The organism is Thalassospira sp. UBA848 (genome assembly GCF_002295455.1).
In the GTDB taxonomy this organism is placed as follows: domain Bacteria; phylum Pseudomonadota; class Alphaproteobacteria; order Rhodospirillales; family Thalassospiraceae; genus Thalassospira.
In genome coordinates, this window is sequence record NZ_DBGS01000118.1 from 1 (window position 1) to 18,393 (window position 18,393).

Below are 18,393 nucleotides of genomic sequence, written 5' to 3' on the forward strand. Positions count from 1 at the left end.
CCCGGCCAAATGATGCGATATGTATTTCGCGTAATAGATGGCTCGATTTTTATCATTCGCCATTCACCTTCTGCAATCGCCATGATTGCAATCAACGAATTGTTACGGCAACAAGGCATATGACCCGTTTGACCCAAGAACCCAAGACCCTCTGGAAATCCTTTGGCAAGAAAAGCCGCGCCATTTTGGCCGCTGGCGCGCTTGCCACCGCCGTCGGTCTTGGTGCCCTGACCAGTCTGACCCTGTTGCCAAGCCCGGCAACCGCCCAGTCAAACGACCAGGTCAGCCCCGAAATGGTCAAAAAGATCGAAGACTATCTCGCCGGGATCACCACGCTGACAGCCGATTTCGTTCAGATTTCATCGGATGGTGGTGCGGCCGAGGGCAAACTGTTCATGGAACGCCCGGGCAAGATGCGGTTTGAATATAACCCGCCCGCACAGATCCTGCTGGTCGCGACCGGACATGATTTCATCTATTATGACAAGGAAATCAACGCGCCGACCTATATCGACATTGATGAAACCCCGGCGGGCATCATTCTGGCTGAAAACATCTCGCTGACCGACAAGGTCCGGATTGTCGATTATCGCCGCACGGCCGAAACCATCCGCGTCACGCTGGTGCGCAAATCCGATCCGGGGGCGGGCAGCGTAACCCTGGTCTTTTCCGAAAAGCCGATGCAGCTGCGTCAATGGATCGTCACCGACCCGACCGGGATTGAAACCACGGTGACGCTGTTTAATACCAAAGAAGGCATGCAGCTTGACCCGGAACTGTTCAAATTTGAACGCGTCTGGCCACAGCGCGGCAGTTGAGCACAGAAATTTTTCCCGTCACTTCTTAACCGATGTTTCCCGGCCGTAAACGGCTGCCGGATCAAGAATATTTTCTGATTCAACTGCTTGGCATATGCGTGGAAATTATTGTGAACTCGTAATGAAATGACCAACGGTTTGGAATCATTTTAAACGATAAAAATTTGTGCCTGTTTCGGGCTTAAACCCATGGCAGCAGGCCGGATCGCTTCCTATATGTGAGTCTGTCACAAGGTTCCCCTAAACGACGGGAACCCCGTGTGAGGAAAAGGTCTCCCCTACCTTTCCTCACGCTCCAGATCATCGGAGCGCTGGCGTCCGGTTCTCCCCCCTGGCCGGACGCCTTTTTTTTGCCTGATGCCTGCGATAGATGTCGCATTCTTGGGAAATCTGCAAAGCCACCCCCTGATTTCACAGGCTGTTAATTTTAATTGCCTACTAAACTAATGCATGATTCCCTTGCAAGACACACTCGACACACGACAGGACAGGACCAACCCGATCAATGTTCAATGACTTTCTGAAATCCGTTGCGCAGTTTTCCGACCCGCGTTTTCGCAAAGTCGTCCTGATTGGCGTTGCCGGTGCGCTGGCCACCATTGTCGCTCTTTGGGTTCTGATCTGGTTCGGGCTGAATTCCATCACGTTCTTTACCGATGGCGGATGGCTTGAAACAGCCGTGGACTGGGTCCTTGGCATTGGTTTGACCCTGCTTGTGCTTTTGCTGTTCCCTGCGGCGACCGTTCTGATCTCAAGCCTTCTGCTTGATCAGATTGCCGATGCGGTTGAAGACAAGCATTATCCAACCCTGCCAGATACCCGCCCGCAGCCGATCATGGATGCGCTGATCAGCGGTCTTAAATTCGCGCTGACGGCCTTGGCCCTTAACATTCTGTTATTGCCGCTTCTTCTGGCCGGGCCGCTTTATGTCATCGCCTTCTACATGATGAATGGCTATCTTTTATCGCGTGAATATTTTGAACTGGTTGCCGCACGCCGTTATGATGCGCGCACGGTTGAAGCCATTCGCAAAAGCCGCCAGAAAAAGCTCTGGATTGCCGGGGTCGGCCTGACCTTCCTGATGACCATTCCGGTGGTCAATCTGGTCGCGCCAATCATCGCCACCGCGTTCATGGTCCATTATTCTGTGCGTCTTGGAACCTATGTGCCTGAAACCGCCTGACATGTAACCGCAAGGACATATCACCTAGGGTCAGGACCTAGGCCCAACACCGAAACTGCAACCTTAAGGATCTGGTCATCCCATGTTTGGAAAGAAAAAAGCCAATAAAAAAGTCGACAGCAGTGCGACTTCGTCAGATACATCTCGGCTGGATGCATCAGACAGGCTTTCCGGGACCACGACCAAGGCCTCTGAGACTGCATCTGAAAAAACCGCCGCAACCGGCACGCCTGCAAAACCAGAAAAACGAACCGAGCCGCAGCTCTTCACCCAGCCGCGCACAAAGGATGAACCGCAAATGTCCAGTAAACCCCACTCCACCAACTTCCGCCCGGAAATTCCGAAGCGTCCGCTTGAAATCCCGACCCGCGGTAGTTCGGGCCGTCCGGCAAGCCAGGGCAGCAATGCCGAAGGCAAGAAGCTGACAGTTGGTCGCGACATTACGCTCAAAGGTGAAATCGGTTCCTGTGACGTTCTGGTCGTCGAAGGCGTTGTCGAAGCCCAGATCAAGGAATGCTCGCGCCTCGAAGTTTCCGATGGCGGCAGCTTCATCGGTTCCGCCCAGGTGGACGAAGCCGAAATCAGCGGCAAGTTCGAAGGCGAACTGACTGCCGGCCGTGTGGTTGTTATCAACTCGGCGGAAATCAACGGCAAAATCACCTATGGCGCGCTTCAGATCGAAGAAGGCGCGCGCATCAAGGGCGAACTCGACTATGTCGAAGGTTCCGATACCGGCATCAGTCGCTCTGGCAACAGCGGCGCGATCACCATCCCGCGCAAATCAGACGATTCCTGATCTTTGCTGCGCATGGTTGAACTGACCCAAAACACACCCCGATCGGACATCACCCGTCCTTTCGGGGTGATTTTGCTTTTGGCCTTGATGGCCATGGGTCTGGTTGCCTGTGGCGGGGCGTCCGTGCCGCCGGGTTCGACAAATGCCAGTTACGGGCAACTTGATGCGCAGGGCAATGTCACCACGACCCGACCTGAGACCCGCCAGAAACCGGAAAATTCCCGAACACGCAGAAGTGCAGCCATTCCGTTCAAACCGATCCCCAGCGCAACGCTCAAGGGACTTTCCGAACAGGAATTCGAAACCAAAATCGGTGTCCCGGAAATGATCCGCGGCGAAGGTGAAATACGCGTCTGGCAGTACCGCTCCGATCAATGTTCCTTTGATGCCTTCTTCGCCCCCGAAACCGAAGGCGCACCGCGTGAACTGCGCCATATGCTGGCCCGCATGCGTCGGGGAAATCAGCCGATCTCAGTGCAGGACTGCCTTGATCAGGTGGTCAAAATGAATCTGGCGCGCGGCTAGGACCGTGATCAGGGCCGGCTTTGCCGGTTCCTGGCAAATGGCAGATGAAAAACTTTCTAAAAAATCCGCCCGAATAGGCGGTTGGCAGCATTCCTTGGTTTAATCTTTACCTTTTGGCGGCAATCTCGGAAAACGAGCCTCATAAATTTGCCATATCCGTTGGATTTATTACGTCCAAACGCGGTCCTACCGGACCGATCCCGAAACTTCAGACACGATACGCGACCTCATGAAAAAACACGCCCATCGTTTCGTCAGAAATTCGTTTGCCGCCGTATTTGGCGCCATTGCCTGCCTGCTTGCCCTTGGTCTGCCGACCGGTGATGCACAGGCACAAAACTCCCCGCAGCTGATTGACGTCTATGGCAAGTGGGAAGCCTATACCTATTCCGAAGACGGCCAGAAAGTCTGCTATATGGGCAGCCAGCCGACCTCGGCCAAAGGCGACTATACCCAACGCGGCAAAATCTATGTGATGGTCACCCATCGTCCGGCCCTGAAACTGCTCAATGAAGTCAGCTTCATTACCGGCTATACCTACAAATCGGGCAGCGATGTGGATCTTCGAATCGATTCCAAGAAATTCAAGCTGTTCACCCACGAAGATTCCGCCTGGGCCGTAAACAGCGAAGAAGACCGCAAGCTGGTCAGTTCGATGAAGGCCGGCTCGACCATGGTTGTGGTTGGCTATTCCTCGCGCGGGACCAAGACCACCGACACCTATTCTCTGTCGGGCTTTACCGCCGCCTATAACGCGATTTCAAAGGCTTGCAACACCAAGCCGGTCAACTGATCATATTGCTGATCAAACCGGCAGGTGGGGCGGTCACTGCCCGCTATGCAACCGTGACTGCACTGCTGTGATAGCAGCAATGTGAAATTTATCGTTTCTAAATCGGCTCGGCCCCGCTATATGCGGGGCCAAGCATTTTTGCATCATTTCTGGTATAGTCCCGCGGACGCCAGAAAGAGACGGTCCAAAAACCGTCCGGCAAACCCACAAAACACAAAAGAGAGAGCCCGGGATGACCGACGTCCTGACCGAAAACGCACCCCAGACCGATGCCCCTGCGACGCAGGACGGGCCATCGCTGTCCGACTTCGTTTCGCGCGCCGCCAACGGGCAGGCTGCCGACGGGCGTCGTGATCTGGTGGGCATCACCCGCGAAGAGCTGACCGAAATCATGGCCGGCATGGGTGAAAGCAAATTCCGCGTCAAACAGCTCTGGAACTGGATCTATAACCGCGGTGTCACCGACATCGAGGACATGACCAACATTTCCAAAAAGCTGCGTGATCGCCTTTCACAGGATTTCTATGTCGGTCGCCCGCTTCTGACAGCCGATCAGAAAAGCACCGATGACACCCATAAATGGCTGATGAAATTCCATGACGGCAACGAGGCCGAGACGGTCTATATCCCCGATCGCAACGAAGATCGCGGTGCTGTCTGCATTTCATCGCAGGTTGGCTGCACGCTGACCTGCAAGTTCTGCCACACCGGCACCCAGCTTCTGGTGCGCAACCTGACCCCGGGTGAAATCATCAGCCAGTTCATGGTCGCACGTGACAGCTACGGCGAATGGCCGACCCCGGCCAATGGCATCCGCCGTCTGTCAAACATCGTCATGATGGGTATGGGCGAGCCGCTGTTTAACTATGAAAACGTCCGCGATGCCCTGCGCATTGCCATGGACGGCGAAGGTATTTCGATCTCGCGCCGCCGTATTACGCTTTCGACCTCTGGCGTGGTGCCGGAAATCGTGCGCTGTGGCGAGGATCTTGGTGTTGGTCTGGCGATTTCGCTGCATGCGCCTGATGATGATCTGCGCAACGAAATCATGCCGATCAACAAGAAATACCCGCTCAAGGAACTGATGGATGCCTGCCGGAACTATCCAGGCATGTCCAATGCGCGTCCGATCACCATGGAATATGTCATGCTCAAGGGCGTGAATGACAAACCCGAACATGCACGTGCCCTGGCCAAGCTGGTCAAGGGCGTTCACTGCAAGTTCAACCTGATCCCGTTCAACAAATGGCCGGGTTCGGATTACGAATGCACGCCGACCAACGATATCAAGAAGTTCGCGCAAGTCTTGCTTGATAACGGCTACGAAGCGCCGATCCGCTGGCCGCGCGGCCGCGACATTCTTGCCGCCTGTGGTCAGCTCAAATCCGAAAGCCAGCGTCAGCGCAAATCACGCGTTGGCAGCACCGGTGACGCAGGTGGTTGCGGCAAATCTGATGCCGGCAACGAAGGCATCGTCGCCGCCCAGTAAGTCTGGCACCACCGTCGACCCAGTATCGATCAACACCGGATGGCCAAGCTATCCGGTGTTTTTCTTTGCGCCACCCTTGCTCTGAACGAGGATTTCGGCCCGATCAAAATCATCGCAGCGATTCTGGTCATGGCGGATTTGCTGATCAATGTCTTTAGCGGAAAGCTAATGAAACAGTTTTCACGCAAGAAACCGGCAGTCTCATCAATATAAGATCATCTTATATGATTTATAATGATATATTCTATTCCCAGCGCAGTTCCGGCTTTTTGTCCGAACCCTTTTGTGGCGTGCTGATATTGTCGATATTGATGTTCATGATCAGGATGCCACCAAGGCCGCCTTCGGTCATCTCCGACAACCTGCCGCCCACCCGGTCACGATCAAGTTCCGCAAGATAGGCATCGCGTGCTGCCTCGTCGACAAAATCGATATTCACCGCATGGGTAAATCCCTGACCCATCCAGCTTCCCGGCAGCTTCGCCCCGCCACAAAAGGCCACCGTTCCCGGCACGGCAAGGGCGGCCTGTTCAAGTTGGCGGATCATGGTCTCGACCTCGAACGGGTCGGCGTGGTTTGGAATCTGCAAAAGGACGATATGACGGATCATGAACTGTCCCCTTTCTGGCCATTCGCATCCTGCCAGTCTGCCGGATTAATGGTGTTGGGCAACAGCACATATTTCTGGCCCGGCCGGTTCATGTGCCCGGCATAAAGTGCGGCGTCCTCGCCCGGACCAAAGAAGATGTCCCCGCGCACCGGTCCGCGAATGGCCCCGCCGGTATCCTGGGCAATCATCAGGCGGCGGAATGTGCGGTCCGCATTCATCGGATCAAGGGTTTCAAGCCACACAGGCACGCCCATGGCGTGGAAACGCCGGTCCACCGCCAATGACCGCCCGGGTTCCAACGGTACCCCCTGCGATCCCAGCGGACCGGCTTCGGGGTCAGTCGGATCAACGCGAAGCGGCTGGAAAAACACATAGGATGCGTTGGTATTCATCACCGTATCGGCTTCATCAGGGTTGTCATGCAGCCATTTGCGGATCGATTGCAGCGATACGGTTTCACGCGTTAATACCCCACGCGCGATCAGTTCGCGCCCAATGGCAAAATAGGGGTGCCCGTTGGTCGCGGCATACCCCACCCGAAGCACGCTTTCATCGGGCAGTACCACCCGGCCAGATCCCTGAATTTGCAGGAAAAAGGCATCAACAGCATCATCGACCCAAACCAGTTCAAGATCACGGTCGGAAAGTGCGCCTTGCTCGATCGCGGCCCGGTCGTAATAGGGTTTCACGGAATCGCCCGATATGCGCCCGACCAGTTTCGTGCCTTTCAGATCTTCGCGAAAGTCGCCCAGATCAATTGACACCATGTCTTCAGGCTTAAGATAAAGCGGCGTCTGATAGGCCCCGCCCCTGGTCAGCTGGCCCTGCAATTCCGGCTCGTAATACCCCGTAAAAAGGCCCTCCGCCGTATCGTTATTGCCGCTGAGATAGGGCCGGAAACCGCTTTCAAAGAAGGCGCGCGCGTCTTCCTTGCGCAGGTTTTCAACATCAAGCTCCACCGCGGTCTGACACAGGTCGCGCCACTGGCCGATGGTTCCCATGCGCGGGTCGGGGCCAACCCCACGGTCATCATCACGCCTGAGCATCGCCTTGCACGACCGGGCAAAGGCGCGGATGGACGGACGCATATCATCGCGCTGCCAGCCATCCAGGTCGGCAAAGCTCGCCGGGCGCAGGGTCAGTTTGTCTTCAACCTCGGCCGGTGGTTCGATCTGTCCGGTGATTTGGGGCCAGAACATCCAGATCAATGCCGCCCCCGCACCCACCAGTACGGAAATCAGGGACAGGCTGCGCGATAAAACCAGTCGTCTTTTCAAGATGAAACTCGTCAATAAGCAAGGCAAACGACACCGTTTTTGCAACGGCTTTACGAAAACCCGATTTTGCCCCTGACATGCTTAACAAGCCGATAATTGCGCGCGCGTTACCATGCGGACATGAAAAAAGGCGACCCGGTTTATCGGATCGCCTTTGATATGTTCGGTCTTTGCGAAACCCGTGTTAATCGGCGGTTTCTTCTTCCGGGGTTTCGGTCGCCACAAGCTGCCAGTTCGGATCGCGGCTTTCGATATTGCGCGCGAATGTCCAAAGGTCTTCGGCCTCGACCACCTGATTGGGGTCGCCGTCAACCACGTCGCCTTCGGCATTGCGGATGACCGAGACTTCCTCGGACACGAATTTCACCGTGACATAGGCGGTGCGGCCTTCAAGGCTGGCATCATGAATAGACGCGCTCTTGATACCCACCAGGGTGGTTTCCTCGTGCTCGCCCTTTTCGGCACGGGCATCGATGGCGGCGGCGAAATTCTTGTAAACCTCGGCCGAAAGCAACGGATTCAGACCGTCCTTGTCGCCCTTGGCGAAGTATTCGACGATCATTTCGAACGCCATGCGCGCGCCATTCAGGAAATCCTGCTGGGTGAAATTCGGATCGTGTTTCTGAATCTCCTGCAGGGTCGCAAAAGTACCCGACGGAACATTTGCGTTGTCCTGATCGTTACCGGAATCCGGCAGACGATAAACATTATCGGTCTGGGGTGCCGCGTCTTTCTGGCCCTCATTGTCATGGGACTGACGGCCAAAGATGTCGGTCGGCCCCTGTTTTTCATTGCCGGTGCGCCGGCCCAATACGCCGCGCAGACGCAGCACAAGAAAAACAGCAATCAGAGCGAATAAGAATATATCGAAATACTGCAAGACCGGTCTCTTGATCCTAGTGGTTTCAAACAGGTTGCACTTATATCACAACCGTTGTCGAGAGATGGTATGAACTTAACCAAATGCAAGGGCAACCGGTGATCGCGACCACAGATGTGATCATCTTCACCCTTTGCCACAGCAGACATCTGGGCATGCCTGGCAATCTGCCGCATTTTTGTCGCGTTGTCGTTTTAGCGTCCCGACCATCACCATAGACGACAAGTCTGCAGATTAATGAGAAATCACTGAAATCCAAGTTGTTTTCTGCAATAGTTTCCCCAAGACGTCAGCTTGGAGCGTAAATAAGATGTGATGGTGTCATATTTGCGTTCGGCTGTGCCAGGACATCGCCAGTAAACGGAGAAAAAATGGGCTTTTACTTTCTCGCGATATTCGTCGCCATGCCGATCATCGAGATCGCGGTCTTTATTCAGGCCGGCGAACTGATCGGGCTGTGGCCGACCATTGGCGTGGTTGTTCTGACGGCCATTATCGGGACATCGCTGATGCGCGCCCAGGGTTTGCAAACCCTTGCCAAGGCGCAAAACCAGATGGATCAGGGCGAAATGCCCATCGGGGCAATGTTTGACGGCATCTGCATTCTGGTGGCTGGTGTCCTGTTGCTGACCCCGGGCTTTGTCACCGATACCTTCGGCTTCCTGTTGCTTGTCCCGCCGCTGCGCCAGCTGATCGGGGCCAAGGTGATCATGAAGCTGGTCCAGTCGGGCAATATCCGCACCAATTTCGGGGGTGGCGGCTTTGATGGCGGACCGCGCGGACCCGGTGGTCCACATGGCCCGCATGGCCCGGGCCGTGGCCCGAGCGGCGGTGCAGGGTCGCGTGGTGCGGCAGGATCGCGGTCACGCGGATCGGGACCGATCATTGATGGCGATTTCGAAGATGTCAGCCCGCATGATCCGTCCCGTGATCCTTCCAACGACACCGGATATGATGGCAAATCGGAAACGCCGCGCAATTTGCCCCCCAAGGACGAAACACATAACGAGACGCGCTGAATTCACAGGAAAATCACAAAATCAGAAGGTTGGCCGAGATGTTCGGTCAACCTTCTTTGATTTCGGCGCTCTTGTTGCTGATTACATCAGGCAAACCCGCAGAAATAAGCGCTTTGCGCGCCCTCTGATTGGCTTGCCCGTCTTTGTCAGACGTGCTAGGCCAACAAGTCCAATTCATCTGCCGCGATGAGGCGGCGTCAGTAACAAGCATTTCAGCAAGGTCTGATGACGAAGCTGAAAGCTTTTTTCTGATCAAGACCAAATGACCTGTAAGGGAGCTAGACTTTAATGGCCGACGAGAATACCACCGGTGCAGAAGGCGCTGCAGACCAACAGCAGCAGCCGGCAAACCCGATCACGATCCACACCCAGTACATCAAGGATCTGTCGTTCGAAAACCCGAACGCACCGGAAAGCGTTGCCCTGCAGCAGCAGCCGAAAATCAATATCGATGTTGATGTCGAGGCCCGCACCACTCAGGACCAGAAACTTCACGAAGTCACCATCAAGATCAATGTCAAAGCCGACGTTGGCGACAAGGTGGCCTTCATTGCCGAACTTCAGTATGGCTGTGTCGTGACGCTCAATGTGTCTGACGAACACCGCCTGCCGGTCCTGATGATCGAAGTACCGCGCCTGCTGTTCCCGTATGTCCGCAAGATCGTCTCAGACCTGACTGCAGACGGTGGCTTCCCGCCGCTGATGATGCAGCAGATTGATTTTGCTGATCTTTTCCGCAAGAAATTCGCGAAAAAGATGGAAGGTCAGCCGGCTGGAAACGCCTGATTGACCCCGTATTCCAGTTTTTGGTTCGATACCAAAACGGTATAAAACAAAGGCCGCCAGTTTGGCGGCCTTTTTATTTTAAAATCGAAACGTTTTTGCGGATGGCCCGCCAGGCACGCCCGATCAGAAGGGCCGTGCGATCACCATGAAGACGACAATAATCATCAGGATCGTCGGTACTTCATTGAAAATACGATAGAATTTCTGCGATTTTGTGTTGGCATCCGCCTCGAACGCGCGGCGATAACGCGCCATCATCATGTGTGATGCGGTCAACAGAACCACACAAAGCAGCTTAACGTGGAACCAGCCTTCGGTCATGACACCGGCCGCATGAATCAGATAGCCGCCAAAAATCCACGTCGCGATCATTGCCGGGTTCATGATCGCACGCAGCAATCGGCGTTCCATCACCTTGAACTTCTCGCTGGCTTCTGATCCCGGTTCCACTTCACAGTGATAGACATAAAGCCTGGGCAAATACAGAAGACCGGCCATCCAGGCGATCATGCTGATGACATGCAGGGATTTGATAATGCTGTAGGTATCCATGTCTCTCTTCTCTGGATGTGGCGATCACAATCGGGCTGGTTTTCCGCGTTAGCGGCAGATTTTTGAAATTTTCCAGACCTTAACAGCAATCAGGCCGATTCAAAAACAGAACCGGCCCGATTGGCGTTATCACTGTGATCCAGACCCCCGGGCCGGGATCTAGACCCCGGCGGGTTTGAGGGCGGGTTGCTTGGCCACGGCACAGGAATGTTCATCCGGGCACCACCAGCCGCGTGTTTCGACCGCGTAGTCATCCGGGCCCTTGTCGTCAAGCTCGTCCTGGGTTTGTTTTACAACCGAAACAAGTCCGTTGATGAATTTCGGATGGGAACAAACCGTGCGGACACGCTCATAGACCGGCACATGTTTTTCATGCGCCAGTTCGCCATATTCGATGTCGAGTTCGACCAGGGTTTCCGAATGCTCGGTCACAAAGGCAATCGGCACAACGACAATTGCCTTGTTTTCCGCACCAGCACGCTCGATCTCGTCCTCGGTCGATGGGCCGATCCATTCCATCGGGCCCACCCGGCTTTGATAGCAGACATTCCAGTCCAGCCCCTCGATCGCCATTTTCTCGACCACGGCGGCCGATGTTTTTTCGATCTGCGACTGATAGGGATCACCGCGCTTGGTAATCACCGCTTTTGGCACACCATGGGCCGAAAACAGGATGCGCGGCTTCTCGATGCCAAGCTCTTGGGTCTTGGCACATGCGCGTTCATAACCCGCCTTGATCATCTCGGCCGAGGCCTCAATAAAGCCCGGATTGGTCGGATAGCAGCACGCAGTCTTGATCGGCGATGTCAGGCCAACCTTGGCACAGGCCCGTTTCCAGTCCTTGACCGACGATCCGCTGGTGGTAGTCGAAAATTGCGGATAAAGCGGCAGCAAAATCTGTTCATCTGCCCCCCATGCCTTGACCGCGGCTGCGGTATCATCGGCAAACGGCTTCCAATAGCGCATGGCGATAAAACAACGGTTTTCATAACCGTCATCTTCGCCATTGAGCGCCGTTTGCAAGGCATCAGCCTGCTCCTGGGTCAGTTCCAGAAGCGGCGATTTGCCACCGATATGATCATAAATCTCGCGCGCAATCGGCGCACGGCGACGCGAAATCAGCTTGGCCAGCAAGAACCGGAACGGATTGGGCAGGCTGATGATCGCCGGATCGTTAAACAGGTTGAACAGAAACGGCTCAACGGCTGCCGGACTGTCCGGACCACCCAGATTGAAAAGAACAATGGCGCGTTTCTTGCGCGTCGTTTCGGACATTTGGCTATCCTTCATGGCACAGCGTGTTTCAACCGGTTCCCGACAAACCGGAATATATGTAAATCCGTCGCGCTCCGGGGCCTATTTTGGTCAAACAGGTCCCCAGCGCAACAAACTTAGCCCACTATACGCATTGAATTTTTCAATCGATTTGATTGATTTCAAAAATCACAAAATAAAATGCAGCAATTGCCGGCATTTATCCTTTGTAATCGCGAATGAAGTTCACCAGCTTCTCGACATTTTCCGGCGGCGTTTCCGGCGTGATGCCATGGCCAAGGTTGAAGATGAACGGCCCCTTGCCCAGCGTATCAAGGATGCGTTTGGTTTCATCAAACATCGGATCACCGCCCGTGATCAGCAACATCGGGTCAAGATTGCCCTGTACTGGCCCCAGTTTCTGAAGGTTTTCCGCCACCCAGTCCAGTTTCACCCCACTATCAAGGCCAACAGCGGTTACACCGGTTTTCTGTTTGAAATCAACCAGATGCAAGCCACACCCACGCGGGAAGCCAATAATCGGCAAATCCGGGTGCACGGCGCGCAAGTTTGCAACGATCTGTTTGGTCGGCTCGATCACCCAGCGATTAAAGCCGGTCTCGGACAGAACACCGCCCCAGGTTTCAAACAGCTGAATGCATTCTGCGCCTGCCTCAACCTGTTTCAGAAGGTACTGCGTGGTTGCCTCGACCAGAATGTCGATCAGTTTGGCAAAACCATCGGGATCGCCATAGGCAAAGCGGCGGATATTCGGGAAGTCCTTGGATCCCTTGCCCTCGACCATATAGGTCGCAACGGTCCAGGGCGCACCGGCAAAGCCGATCAGCGCTGTGCTTGACGGGATGGCGTGTGAAAGCTTTGAAACCGTCTCGTAAATCGGACCAAGCGTGTCATGAATGCCATCAACCGAAAGCTTGCCAAGGCCTGAAGCATCTCTGATGGCCTCAAGCTGTGGGCCTTCACCCTGCTTGAATGCCAAATGCTGACCCAGTGCCTGCGGTATAACGAGGATATCGGAGAACAATATCGCCGCATCGAAGTCATAGCGCCGCAGTGGCTGGAGCGTAACTTCGCAAGCAAGATCAGGATTATAGCAAAGATCAAGAAAAGAGCCTGCTTCTGCGCGGGTGGCGCGGTATTCTGGCAAATAGCGACCTGCCTGACGCATCAGCCAGATCGGCGGTACAGGCAAGGTTTCACCGGCAAGGGCACGCAAGAAGGTCTTCTGGGTGTTGGGCATCTGGTTTCCTGTTTCTCTGTCCCGATCGCTTTTTCAAGCTTGGTTCCGGTTCTGAACGGATCGTCAGAAGGTGCCGGAGCCGGTTTTGTGATTTCGTGAATTTTGTCCTGGGGCCTTTGCCAGAACGTTTTCCACGTCCTGCCTAACAAAACCTTATTTAATAAAAAAGGATGTTGTTTGTGAGTGGTTCCCTGTGGATAACAGGGATTAAATTTCACGCACAGTTTATTCACATTCCGACTCGGGAAAAATGATTCATCTCAACCGGTCTTGGGGAAAACTGTGTACGACTCCGACCGACTCCCGGACTCTGCCTTGGGAAAAGACGTTTTTGAATAATGGGGATAAGGTGAATAAGTCTGGTTTTTGCATTCTTATCCCTGTTATTACGGGAAAAATTTGGCACTTATCCCGCTCGGGACAGAGCACTTGAGAAAGTTTGTATGGGTGGGAGGATAATTCCTGTGGAAAAAATCGGGCCGGAGTCGCACCCGTTATCCACATTTATCCACAGGGCCGACTCCGATCCGCTAACTTCGGGTTGCGATAAAAACCTTATCCATCCGGTTAGTGATCGGTATTTTGAACAGCGGGATCGTTGTTTGAATAAAGTTTGAAAAATCGTTTGGTCGGCAAAAAGTGGATAAGATTCTGCTTGGTGATCAAAAATTGACCAAAGAAACGGACAGGCATGGTCGGGACGGACAAAATTTTCCATCTTCATCTGGTCTCGGATTCAACCGGGGAAACCGTTGATGGCATCGCGCGTGCCTGTGTCGCGCAGTTTCCCGATGTGCGTGCCCATGAACATGTCTGGTCGCTGATCCGAACCGACGCGCAGCTGGCGCGTGTCTTGGCCGATATCGAACGCAATCCCGGAATTGTTCTTTATACGGTGTTTGACAAGGACATCCGTCGCAAGCTCGAAGAAGGCTGTCGCCGCTTGCAGGTGCCGCACAGCCACGTGCTTGATAATACGGTGACCATGATGGCAGGTTATCTGGGGCAGCAATCGCACGGCCGGACCGGCGCGCTTCACAAGATGGACGAGGAATATTTCAGCCGGATCGAGGCGATCGATTACACCCTGTCGCATGATGACGGGCAATCGGGCTGGGATCTGGAAGAAGCCGATGTGGTGATTGTCGGTGTCTCGCGTACGTCAAAAACACCCACATCTGTCTATCTGGCCAATCGCGGCATCAAAACGGCCAACATTCCGTTCGTGCCGGGCTGTCCATTGCCGCCGGAACTTGATGGGCTTAAAAAACCGCTGGTGGTCGGTCTGATCAAGGATGTTGATCAGCTGGTCTCGATCCGTAAAAACCGCCTGCGCCAGATCGAACGCGGCGAGGGCGGCGATTATGTTGATCCGGTTGCGGTGCGTGATGAGGTTCATCAGGCACGCCGGTACTTTACCGAACGCGGCTGGAAGATCATTAATGTTACCCGTCGCTCCATCGAGGAAACCGCGGCCATCATCTTGTCAACCATGTATGACCGGCGCGGTCACTAGAAGCGCGGCCCGTAAACGAAGTCGCGCTCTCAATCAGGATAAAGCCATGCCCAATACCCATCGTCTTATTCTCGCATCCAGCAGCAAGGCCCGTCACAGAATGCTGACCGATGCCGGTGTTGAATGCGAAGCCGTTGCCTCGATGATTGACGAGGATGGCTATAAACAGGCGATGAAGGCCGAAGGTGCGACGGCGGCCGAAGCCGCAGAGACGCTTGCGGAAATGAAGGCCCTGCGCATGTATCGCCAGCAGCCTGATGCCATCGTCATTGCTGCCGATCAGATGCTGGAATGCAATGGCATCTGGTTTGAAAAGCCGATAGACCGTGACAATACCCGCGCACAGCTTTTGTCGCTGCGAGGCAAAAGTCACAAGCTGGTTTCGGCCGCTGTTATATATAAAGAGGGCTCGCGCATCTGGGGCACGATTGATACCGCCCATCTTACCGTGCGCAACTTCACCGATGAATGGCTCGAAGAATACCTCGATGCCGCGGGTGAGGAGATTTATCACTGTGTCGGTGGCTATCAGCTTGAAGGTCTGGGCGCGCAGCTCTTTACCGAGGTGCGCGGCGATTACTTCACGGTTCTGGGCATGCCGCTCTTGCCGCTGATCGGCTTCTTGCGCGATCATGGCGTTCTAAAAGCATAAAAAATCCAACTGATACCCAACTGATACAAAGCATTCAGGCAGGAAATATCGTTCGATGACTCCGCATCACACCTATCGCACCCTGACCGGAACCTCGCGCCTGGCGGGCGTAATGGGCTGGCCGGTATCGCATTCGAAATCACCACGTTTGCATGGTTACTGGCTGGCAAAATACGGCATTGATGGTTGCTATATGCCACTGCCCGTGGAGCCGAAAAACTTTCAGGCAGCCTTGATTTCCTTGCGTGATCTGGGTTTTTCCGGGGTCAATGTCACCATTCCGCAAAAGGAAATGGCGATGCCCCAATGTGATGAGCTTTCCGATCGCGCACAGCGCATCGGGGCGGTCAATACCGTGACCTTCGCCAAGGATGGTCGTCTTCTGGGCGACAATACGGACGGCTTTGGCTTTATCGAAAACCTTCGGCAAGTTGCCCCGGAAATTGCTTTTGCCAGTGGTCCGGCGGTGGTGCTTGGGGCAGGCGGGGCGTGCCGTGCGGTGCTTGTCGCCTTGCTTGATGAAGGTAGTCCGGAAATCCGTTTGGCCAACCGGACCCGCAAACGCGCCGAAGACCTGGCCGCTGAGATGAATGATCCAAGGATCAAGGTTGTCGACTGGCCACTTTCCCCCGATGCGCTGGACGGCGCGTCACTTGTTGTGAACACGACAAGCCTTGGCATGGTTGGTCAGCCTCCACTTGAGATTGATCTGGCCGGTTTGCCACAAACCGCCCTTGTGACTGATATTGTCTATGCGCCGCTAATGACGGATCTTTTGGCGCAGGCTAGGGAACGCGGCAATCCGATTGTCGATGGCCTTGGCATGTTGCTCCATCAGGCACGACCGGGATTCCATCGTTGGTTCGGCATTGATCCGGAAGTGACCCAGGAACTGCGCGACTTCGTACTTTCGCCAGATTAAGATCCGAAGGGTAATCTTAACATGAAAATTCTTGGGTTAACCGGCTCCATCGGAATGGGCAAATCAACCGCGGCGGCGATGTTTCGCACCCTTGGTGTGCCGGTTCACGATGCCGATGCCAGCATCCACGAATTGATGGCGCCAGATGGTTTGGGCTTTGATCCGATTGCCGCAGCTTTCCCCGATGTGATCACTGATGGTCAGATTGATCGACAGGCCTTGGGAAAGGTCGCCTTTGCCGATCCGGCGGTTCTCAAAAAGCTTGAAACCATTTTGCATCCATTGGTGCGCGCGGCCGAAAACCGCTTTCTTGCCAAACAGCGCCGTCTGGGGCGCAAACTGGTTGTTCTTGATATTCCGCTTTTATATGAGACATCCGGTGAAAAACGCTGCGATCATGTCGCGGTTGTGACCGCGCCGGGGTTTGTTCAACGTCAGCGTGTTCTTTCGCGAGAGGGGATGACGGATGCAAAATTTTCCGCCATTCTGTCCAAACAGATGCCCGATACTGAAAAGCGAAAGCGCGCCGACTTCATCATCCCGACCGGCTTGGGACGCGCAGTGACTTTTCAATATATTCAGGGCATTATTGACCAACTCAGTTGATCACTGGACCCAGAATACATGCGTGAGATTGTCCTCGATACCGAGACCACCGGCCTTGATCCCTATGCTGACCACAGACTGGTCGAAATCGGTTGTATCGAACTGATCAATCACATGCCGACAGGCCGTCAGTATCACCAGTACATCAATCCCCAGCGCCCGATGCCCAAAGAGGCATTTGACGTGCACGGTCTGGGAGATGACTTCCTCAAAGAACAGCCGGTCTTTGCCGAGGTCGCCGATGATTTCATCGAGTTTATTGGCGATGATTCGGTTCTGGTCATTCACAATGCCAGCTTTGATATGAAGTTCCTGAATGCGGAACTTGAATGGCTGAACAAACCGCGCATTGCCATGGAACGCGCCCTTGATACCGTTCAGATGGCGCGCAAGAAATTCCCCGGATCCCCGGTCAGCCTTGATGCGCTGTGCCGCCGGTTCAAGATCGACAACTCCAACCGCACCCTTCACGGAGCCCTGCTTGACTCCGATCTGTTGGCCCAGGTCTATCTTGAACTGCTGGGGGGCCGTCAGCATGGCCTGTCGCTTGATCCCAACGCCTTGAACGGCGATCAGGATGATGAAAACGGCGGTCGTCGGGTTCTGGGCCCGCGTGGCAACCGGCTGGAACCAAGGCCGCACGTGATCAGCGAAGAAGAGCTCACCGCCCACAGGGCCTATGTTGAAGCCAAGATCAAAGACGCCCTGTGGCTGGGAAAGCAAGAGGCATAAGATGGGAAAATGGCAGTGGCCGAATGTGTGTTTCCCACAGCATTTCAAAAAATGCATCCCCGGCCTTGCCATTGCCCTGTTCTTTACGACCGTTCTAAATATTGTACCGGTCAAAGCCGACGATGCCGGGGCCAAAGACATATCCGGCACCACTGCATTTGACGGCACATATGTCATTCATTTGTCGGAAAGTGCGCGCGCAGGCGCGTCCGGTCGGCCTGAACCGGGCTATTTCGACAATCTTGCCATCGAACTGTTCACCCAAAGCGGCCTTGATATAGAACTCGTGCCCCAAATGCCGTGGAAACGGCAGATGGAAATTGCCGACCGCGAGGCGGGTCATGTGATCTATCCAACAACGCGTGTGGACTATCGCGAGGACGTTTTCAAATGGGTTGGCCCGGTCAGTCGAACAATCTGGAAACTTTACGGTTTTGAAAACAAGGGTTGGCCAGACATCGCGTTTGAAACGCTTCTGCGCGATGCCCGGATTGGCGTGTTGCTTGGCTCTGCGCGGGAGGCATATTTGCGCATGCGCGGGGCGGAACAGCTTGTCATGGTCCCGCGTGAAGAATTGCTGTTGCCGATGATGATGGCTGATCGTGTGGATCTGATCGCGATCGGTGGCAATATCCTGCGCCATTATATTGATCAGGCCCGCAGCGAAAGTCCCGACACGCCGGTCCCGGACGTGGCCGGCGCCTTGCCGTATCGCACCTGTT

The 18,393-nt window shown here is 54.6% G+C and carries 21 protein-coding genes; 14 read left to right on the forward strand and 7 right to left on the reverse strand.

The features are described from left to right. The first annotated feature begins 119 nt into the window (after nt 1-119). Together B2R48_RS16560 and B2R48_RS16565 are read left to right on the forward strand one after the other, a co-directional pair. On the forward strand, nt 120-818 hold the full coding sequence (locus B2R48_RS16560) for a LolA family protein (RefSeq protein WP_297002664.1): 699 nt from the start codon (nt 120-122) through the stop codon (nt 816-818). A 505-nt stretch (nt 819-1,323) separates the two neighbouring features. Continuing rightward, the gene (locus B2R48_RS16565; protein ID WP_062957086.1) at nt 1,324-2,001 is read left to right on the forward strand and encodes an EI24 domain-containing protein; all 678 of its coding nucleotides are present in this window, start codon (nt 1,324-1,326) and stop codon (nt 1,999-2,001) included. Nucleotides 2,002-2,076: 75 nt separating this feature from the next. Here B2R48_RS16565 and B2R48_RS16570 read toward each other — a convergent pair whose 3' ends face one another. Continuing rightward, nucleotides 2,077-2,283 carry a hypothetical protein gene (locus tag B2R48_RS16570; protein ID WP_297002670.1) on the reverse strand — a complete coding sequence of 69 codons (207 nt, stop codon included), beginning with the start codon at nt 2,281-2,283 and terminating at the stop codon, nt 2,077-2,079. Nucleotides 2,284-2,299: 16 nt separating this feature from the next. Between B2R48_RS16570 and B2R48_RS16575 the strand changes: the two genes are divergently transcribed. From B2R48_RS16575 to rlmN, 4 genes are all read left to right on the forward strand, one after another. Next, the gene (locus B2R48_RS16575) at nt 2,300-2,797 is read left to right on the forward strand and encodes a bactofilin family protein (RefSeq protein ID WP_297002672.1); all 498 of its coding nucleotides are present in this window, start codon (nt 2,300-2,302) and stop codon (nt 2,795-2,797) included. Between the two features lie 12 nt (nt 2,798-2,809). Further along, nucleotides 2,810-3,322 (forward strand): hypothetical protein, encoded by a 513-nt coding sequence (locus B2R48_RS16580; protein WP_213475713.1) that lies wholly within the window; start codon nt 2,810-2,812, stop codon nt 3,320-3,322. A 229-nt stretch (nt 3,323-3,551) separates the two neighbouring features. Then, the gene (locus B2R48_RS16585) at nt 3,552-4,115 is read left to right on the forward strand and encodes an invasion associated locus B family protein (RefSeq protein WP_062957083.1); all 564 of its coding nucleotides are present in this window, start codon (nt 3,552-3,554) and stop codon (nt 4,113-4,115) included. Between the two features lie 232 nt (nt 4,116-4,347). Next, on the forward strand, nt 4,348-5,604 hold the full coding sequence (gene rlmN, locus B2R48_RS16590) for a 23S rRNA (adenine(2503)-C(2))-methyltransferase RlmN (protein ID WP_062957082.1): 1,257 nt from the start codon (nt 4,348-4,350) through the stop codon (nt 5,602-5,604). Nucleotides 5,605-5,848: 244 nt separating this feature from the next. Here rlmN and B2R48_RS16595 read toward each other — a convergent pair whose 3' ends face one another. From B2R48_RS16595 to B2R48_RS16605, 3 genes are all read right to left on the reverse strand, one after another. Continuing rightward, nucleotides 5,849-6,214 carry a Dabb family protein gene (locus tag B2R48_RS16595; RefSeq protein WP_213475710.1) on the reverse strand — a complete coding sequence of 122 codons (366 nt, stop codon included), beginning with the start codon at nt 6,212-6,214 and terminating at the stop codon, nt 5,849-5,851. Continuing rightward, on the reverse strand, nt 6,211-7,491 hold the full coding sequence (locus tag B2R48_RS16600; RefSeq protein ID WP_297002681.1) for a murein transglycosylase A: 1,281 nt from the start codon (nt 7,489-7,491) through the stop codon (nt 6,211-6,213). Before B2R48_RS16600 ends, B2R48_RS16595 begins: the two co-directional genes overlap by 4 nt. A gap of 184 nt (nt 7,492-7,675) precedes the next feature. Beyond that, on the reverse strand, nt 7,676-8,371 hold the full coding sequence (locus B2R48_RS16605; RefSeq protein WP_297002685.1) for a Tim44/TimA family putative adaptor protein: 696 nt from the start codon (nt 8,369-8,371) through the stop codon (nt 7,676-7,678). Between the two features lie 371 nt (nt 8,372-8,742). On the opposite strand from B2R48_RS16605, the gene B2R48_RS16610 reads away from it, so the two are divergent. Both B2R48_RS16610 and secB read left to right on the forward strand, forming a co-directional pair. Further along, the gene (locus tag B2R48_RS16610; RefSeq protein WP_297002688.1) at nt 8,743-9,390 is read left to right on the forward strand and encodes an FxsA family protein; all 648 of its coding nucleotides are present in this window, start codon (nt 8,743-8,745) and stop codon (nt 9,388-9,390) included. A gap of 288 nt (nt 9,391-9,678) precedes the next feature. Next, nucleotides 9,679-10,176 carry a protein-export chaperone SecB gene (secB, locus tag B2R48_RS16615; RefSeq protein ID WP_062957077.1) on the forward strand — a complete coding sequence of 166 codons (498 nt, stop codon included), beginning with the start codon at nt 9,679-9,681 and terminating at the stop codon, nt 10,174-10,176. 123 nt (nt 10,177-10,299) lie between these two features. Here the strand turns inward: secB and hemJ are convergent, their stop codons facing one another. The 3 genes from hemJ to hemE form a co-directional block, all read right to left on the reverse strand. Further along, the gene (gene hemJ / locus B2R48_RS16620; RefSeq protein ID WP_062957076.1) at nt 10,300-10,728 is read right to left on the reverse strand and encodes a protoporphyrinogen oxidase HemJ; all 429 of its coding nucleotides are present in this window, start codon (nt 10,726-10,728) and stop codon (nt 10,300-10,302) included. Between the two features lie 159 nt (nt 10,729-10,887). Next, nucleotides 10,888-12,003: a ferrochelatase gene (hemH, locus tag B2R48_RS16625; protein ID WP_297002693.1), complete on the reverse strand. Its 1,116-nt coding sequence runs from the start codon at nt 12,001-12,003 to the stop codon at nt 10,888-10,890. Nucleotides 12,004-12,202: 199 nt separating this feature from the next. After that, nucleotides 12,203-13,243: a uroporphyrinogen decarboxylase gene (hemE, locus tag B2R48_RS16630; protein ID WP_297002696.1), complete on the reverse strand. Its 1,041-nt coding sequence runs from the start codon at nt 13,241-13,243 to the stop codon at nt 12,203-12,205. Between the two features lie 691 nt (nt 13,244-13,934). Here hemE and B2R48_RS16635 point away from each other — a divergent pair. From B2R48_RS16635 to B2R48_RS16660, 6 genes are all read left to right on the forward strand, one after another. Then, complete coding sequence (locus B2R48_RS16635) at nt 13,935-14,759, forward strand: pyruvate, water dikinase regulatory protein (protein WP_062957074.1); 825 nt, start codon at nt 13,935-13,937, stop codon at nt 14,757-14,759. Between the two features lie 46 nt (nt 14,760-14,805). Beyond that, nucleotides 14,806-15,411, forward strand: coding sequence for a Maf family protein (locus B2R48_RS16640; RefSeq protein ID WP_297002699.1), 606 nt, complete (start codon nt 14,806-14,808; stop codon nt 15,409-15,411). Nucleotides 15,412-15,466: 55 nt separating this feature from the next. Further along, on the forward strand, nt 15,467-16,333 hold the full coding sequence (locus tag B2R48_RS16645) for a shikimate dehydrogenase (RefSeq protein WP_297002702.1): 867 nt from the start codon (nt 15,467-15,469) through the stop codon (nt 16,331-16,333). 21 nt (nt 16,334-16,354) lie between these two features. Further along, a complete protein-coding gene (gene coaE, locus B2R48_RS16650) occupies nt 16,355-16,939 on the forward strand; it encodes a dephospho-CoA kinase (RefSeq protein WP_297002705.1) in 585 nt (194 codons plus the stop codon). An 18-nt stretch (nt 16,940-16,957) separates the two neighbouring features. Further along, complete coding sequence (dnaQ, locus tag B2R48_RS16655) at nt 16,958-17,671, forward strand: DNA polymerase III subunit epsilon (protein WP_213475701.1); 714 nt, start codon at nt 16,958-16,960, stop codon at nt 17,669-17,671. 1 nt (nt 17,672) lies between these two features. Beyond that, nucleotides 17,673-18,393: ABC transporter substrate-binding protein (locus B2R48_RS16660; protein WP_297002710.1), on the forward strand; the 721-nt coding region annotated here is incomplete at its 3' end.

Coding starts and splice junctions, on each gene's coding strand:
- B2R48_RS16560 (WP_297002664.1), top strand. CDS start 120: ATGACCCGTTTGACCCAAGAACCCAAGACCCTCTGGAAATCCTTTGGC.
- B2R48_RS16565 (WP_062957086.1), top strand. CDS start 1,324: ATGTTCAATGACTTTCTGAAATCCGTTGCGCAGTTTTCCGACCCGCGT.
- B2R48_RS16575 (WP_297002672.1), top strand. CDS start 2,300: ATGTCCAGTAAACCCCACTCCACCAACTTCCGCCCGGAAATTCCGAAG.
- B2R48_RS16580 (WP_213475713.1), top strand. CDS start 2,810: ATGGTTGAACTGACCCAAAACACACCCCGATCGGACATCACCCGTCCT.
- B2R48_RS16585 (WP_062957083.1), top strand. CDS start 3,552: ATGAAAAAACACGCCCATCGTTTCGTCAGAAATTCGTTTGCCGCCGTA.
- rlmN (WP_062957082.1), top strand. CDS start 4,348: ATGACCGACGTCCTGACCGAAAACGCACCCCAGACCGATGCCCCTGCG.
- B2R48_RS16595 (WP_213475710.1), bottom strand. CDS start 6,214: ATGATCCGTCATATCGTCCTTTTGCAGATTCCAAACCACGCCGACCCG.
- B2R48_RS16610 (WP_297002688.1), top strand. CDS start 8,743: ATGGGCTTTTACTTTCTCGCGATATTCGTCGCCATGCCGATCATCGAG.
- secB (WP_062957077.1), top strand. CDS start 9,679: ATGGCCGACGAGAATACCACCGGTGCAGAAGGCGCTGCAGACCAACAG.
- hemJ (WP_062957076.1), bottom strand. CDS start 10,728: ATGGATACCTACAGCATTATCAAATCCCTGCATGTCATCAGCATGATC.
- hemH (WP_297002693.1), bottom strand. CDS start 12,003: ATGTCCGAAACGACGCGCAAGAAACGCGCCATTGTTCTTTTCAATCTG.
- hemE (WP_297002696.1), bottom strand. CDS start 13,243: ATGCCCAACACCCAGAAGACCTTCTTGCGTGCCCTTGCCGGTGAAACC.
- B2R48_RS16635 (WP_062957074.1), top strand. CDS start 13,935: ATGGTCGGGACGGACAAAATTTTCCATCTTCATCTGGTCTCGGATTCA.
- B2R48_RS16640 (WP_297002699.1), top strand. CDS start 14,806: ATGCCCAATACCCATCGTCTTATTCTCGCATCCAGCAGCAAGGCCCGT.
- B2R48_RS16645 (WP_297002702.1), top strand. CDS start 15,467: ATGACTCCGCATCACACCTATCGCACCCTGACCGGAACCTCGCGCCTG.
- coaE (WP_297002705.1), top strand. CDS start 16,355: ATGAAAATTCTTGGGTTAACCGGCTCCATCGGAATGGGCAAATCAACC.
- dnaQ (WP_213475701.1), top strand. CDS start 16,958: ATGCGTGAGATTGTCCTCGATACCGAGACCACCGGCCTTGATCCCTAT.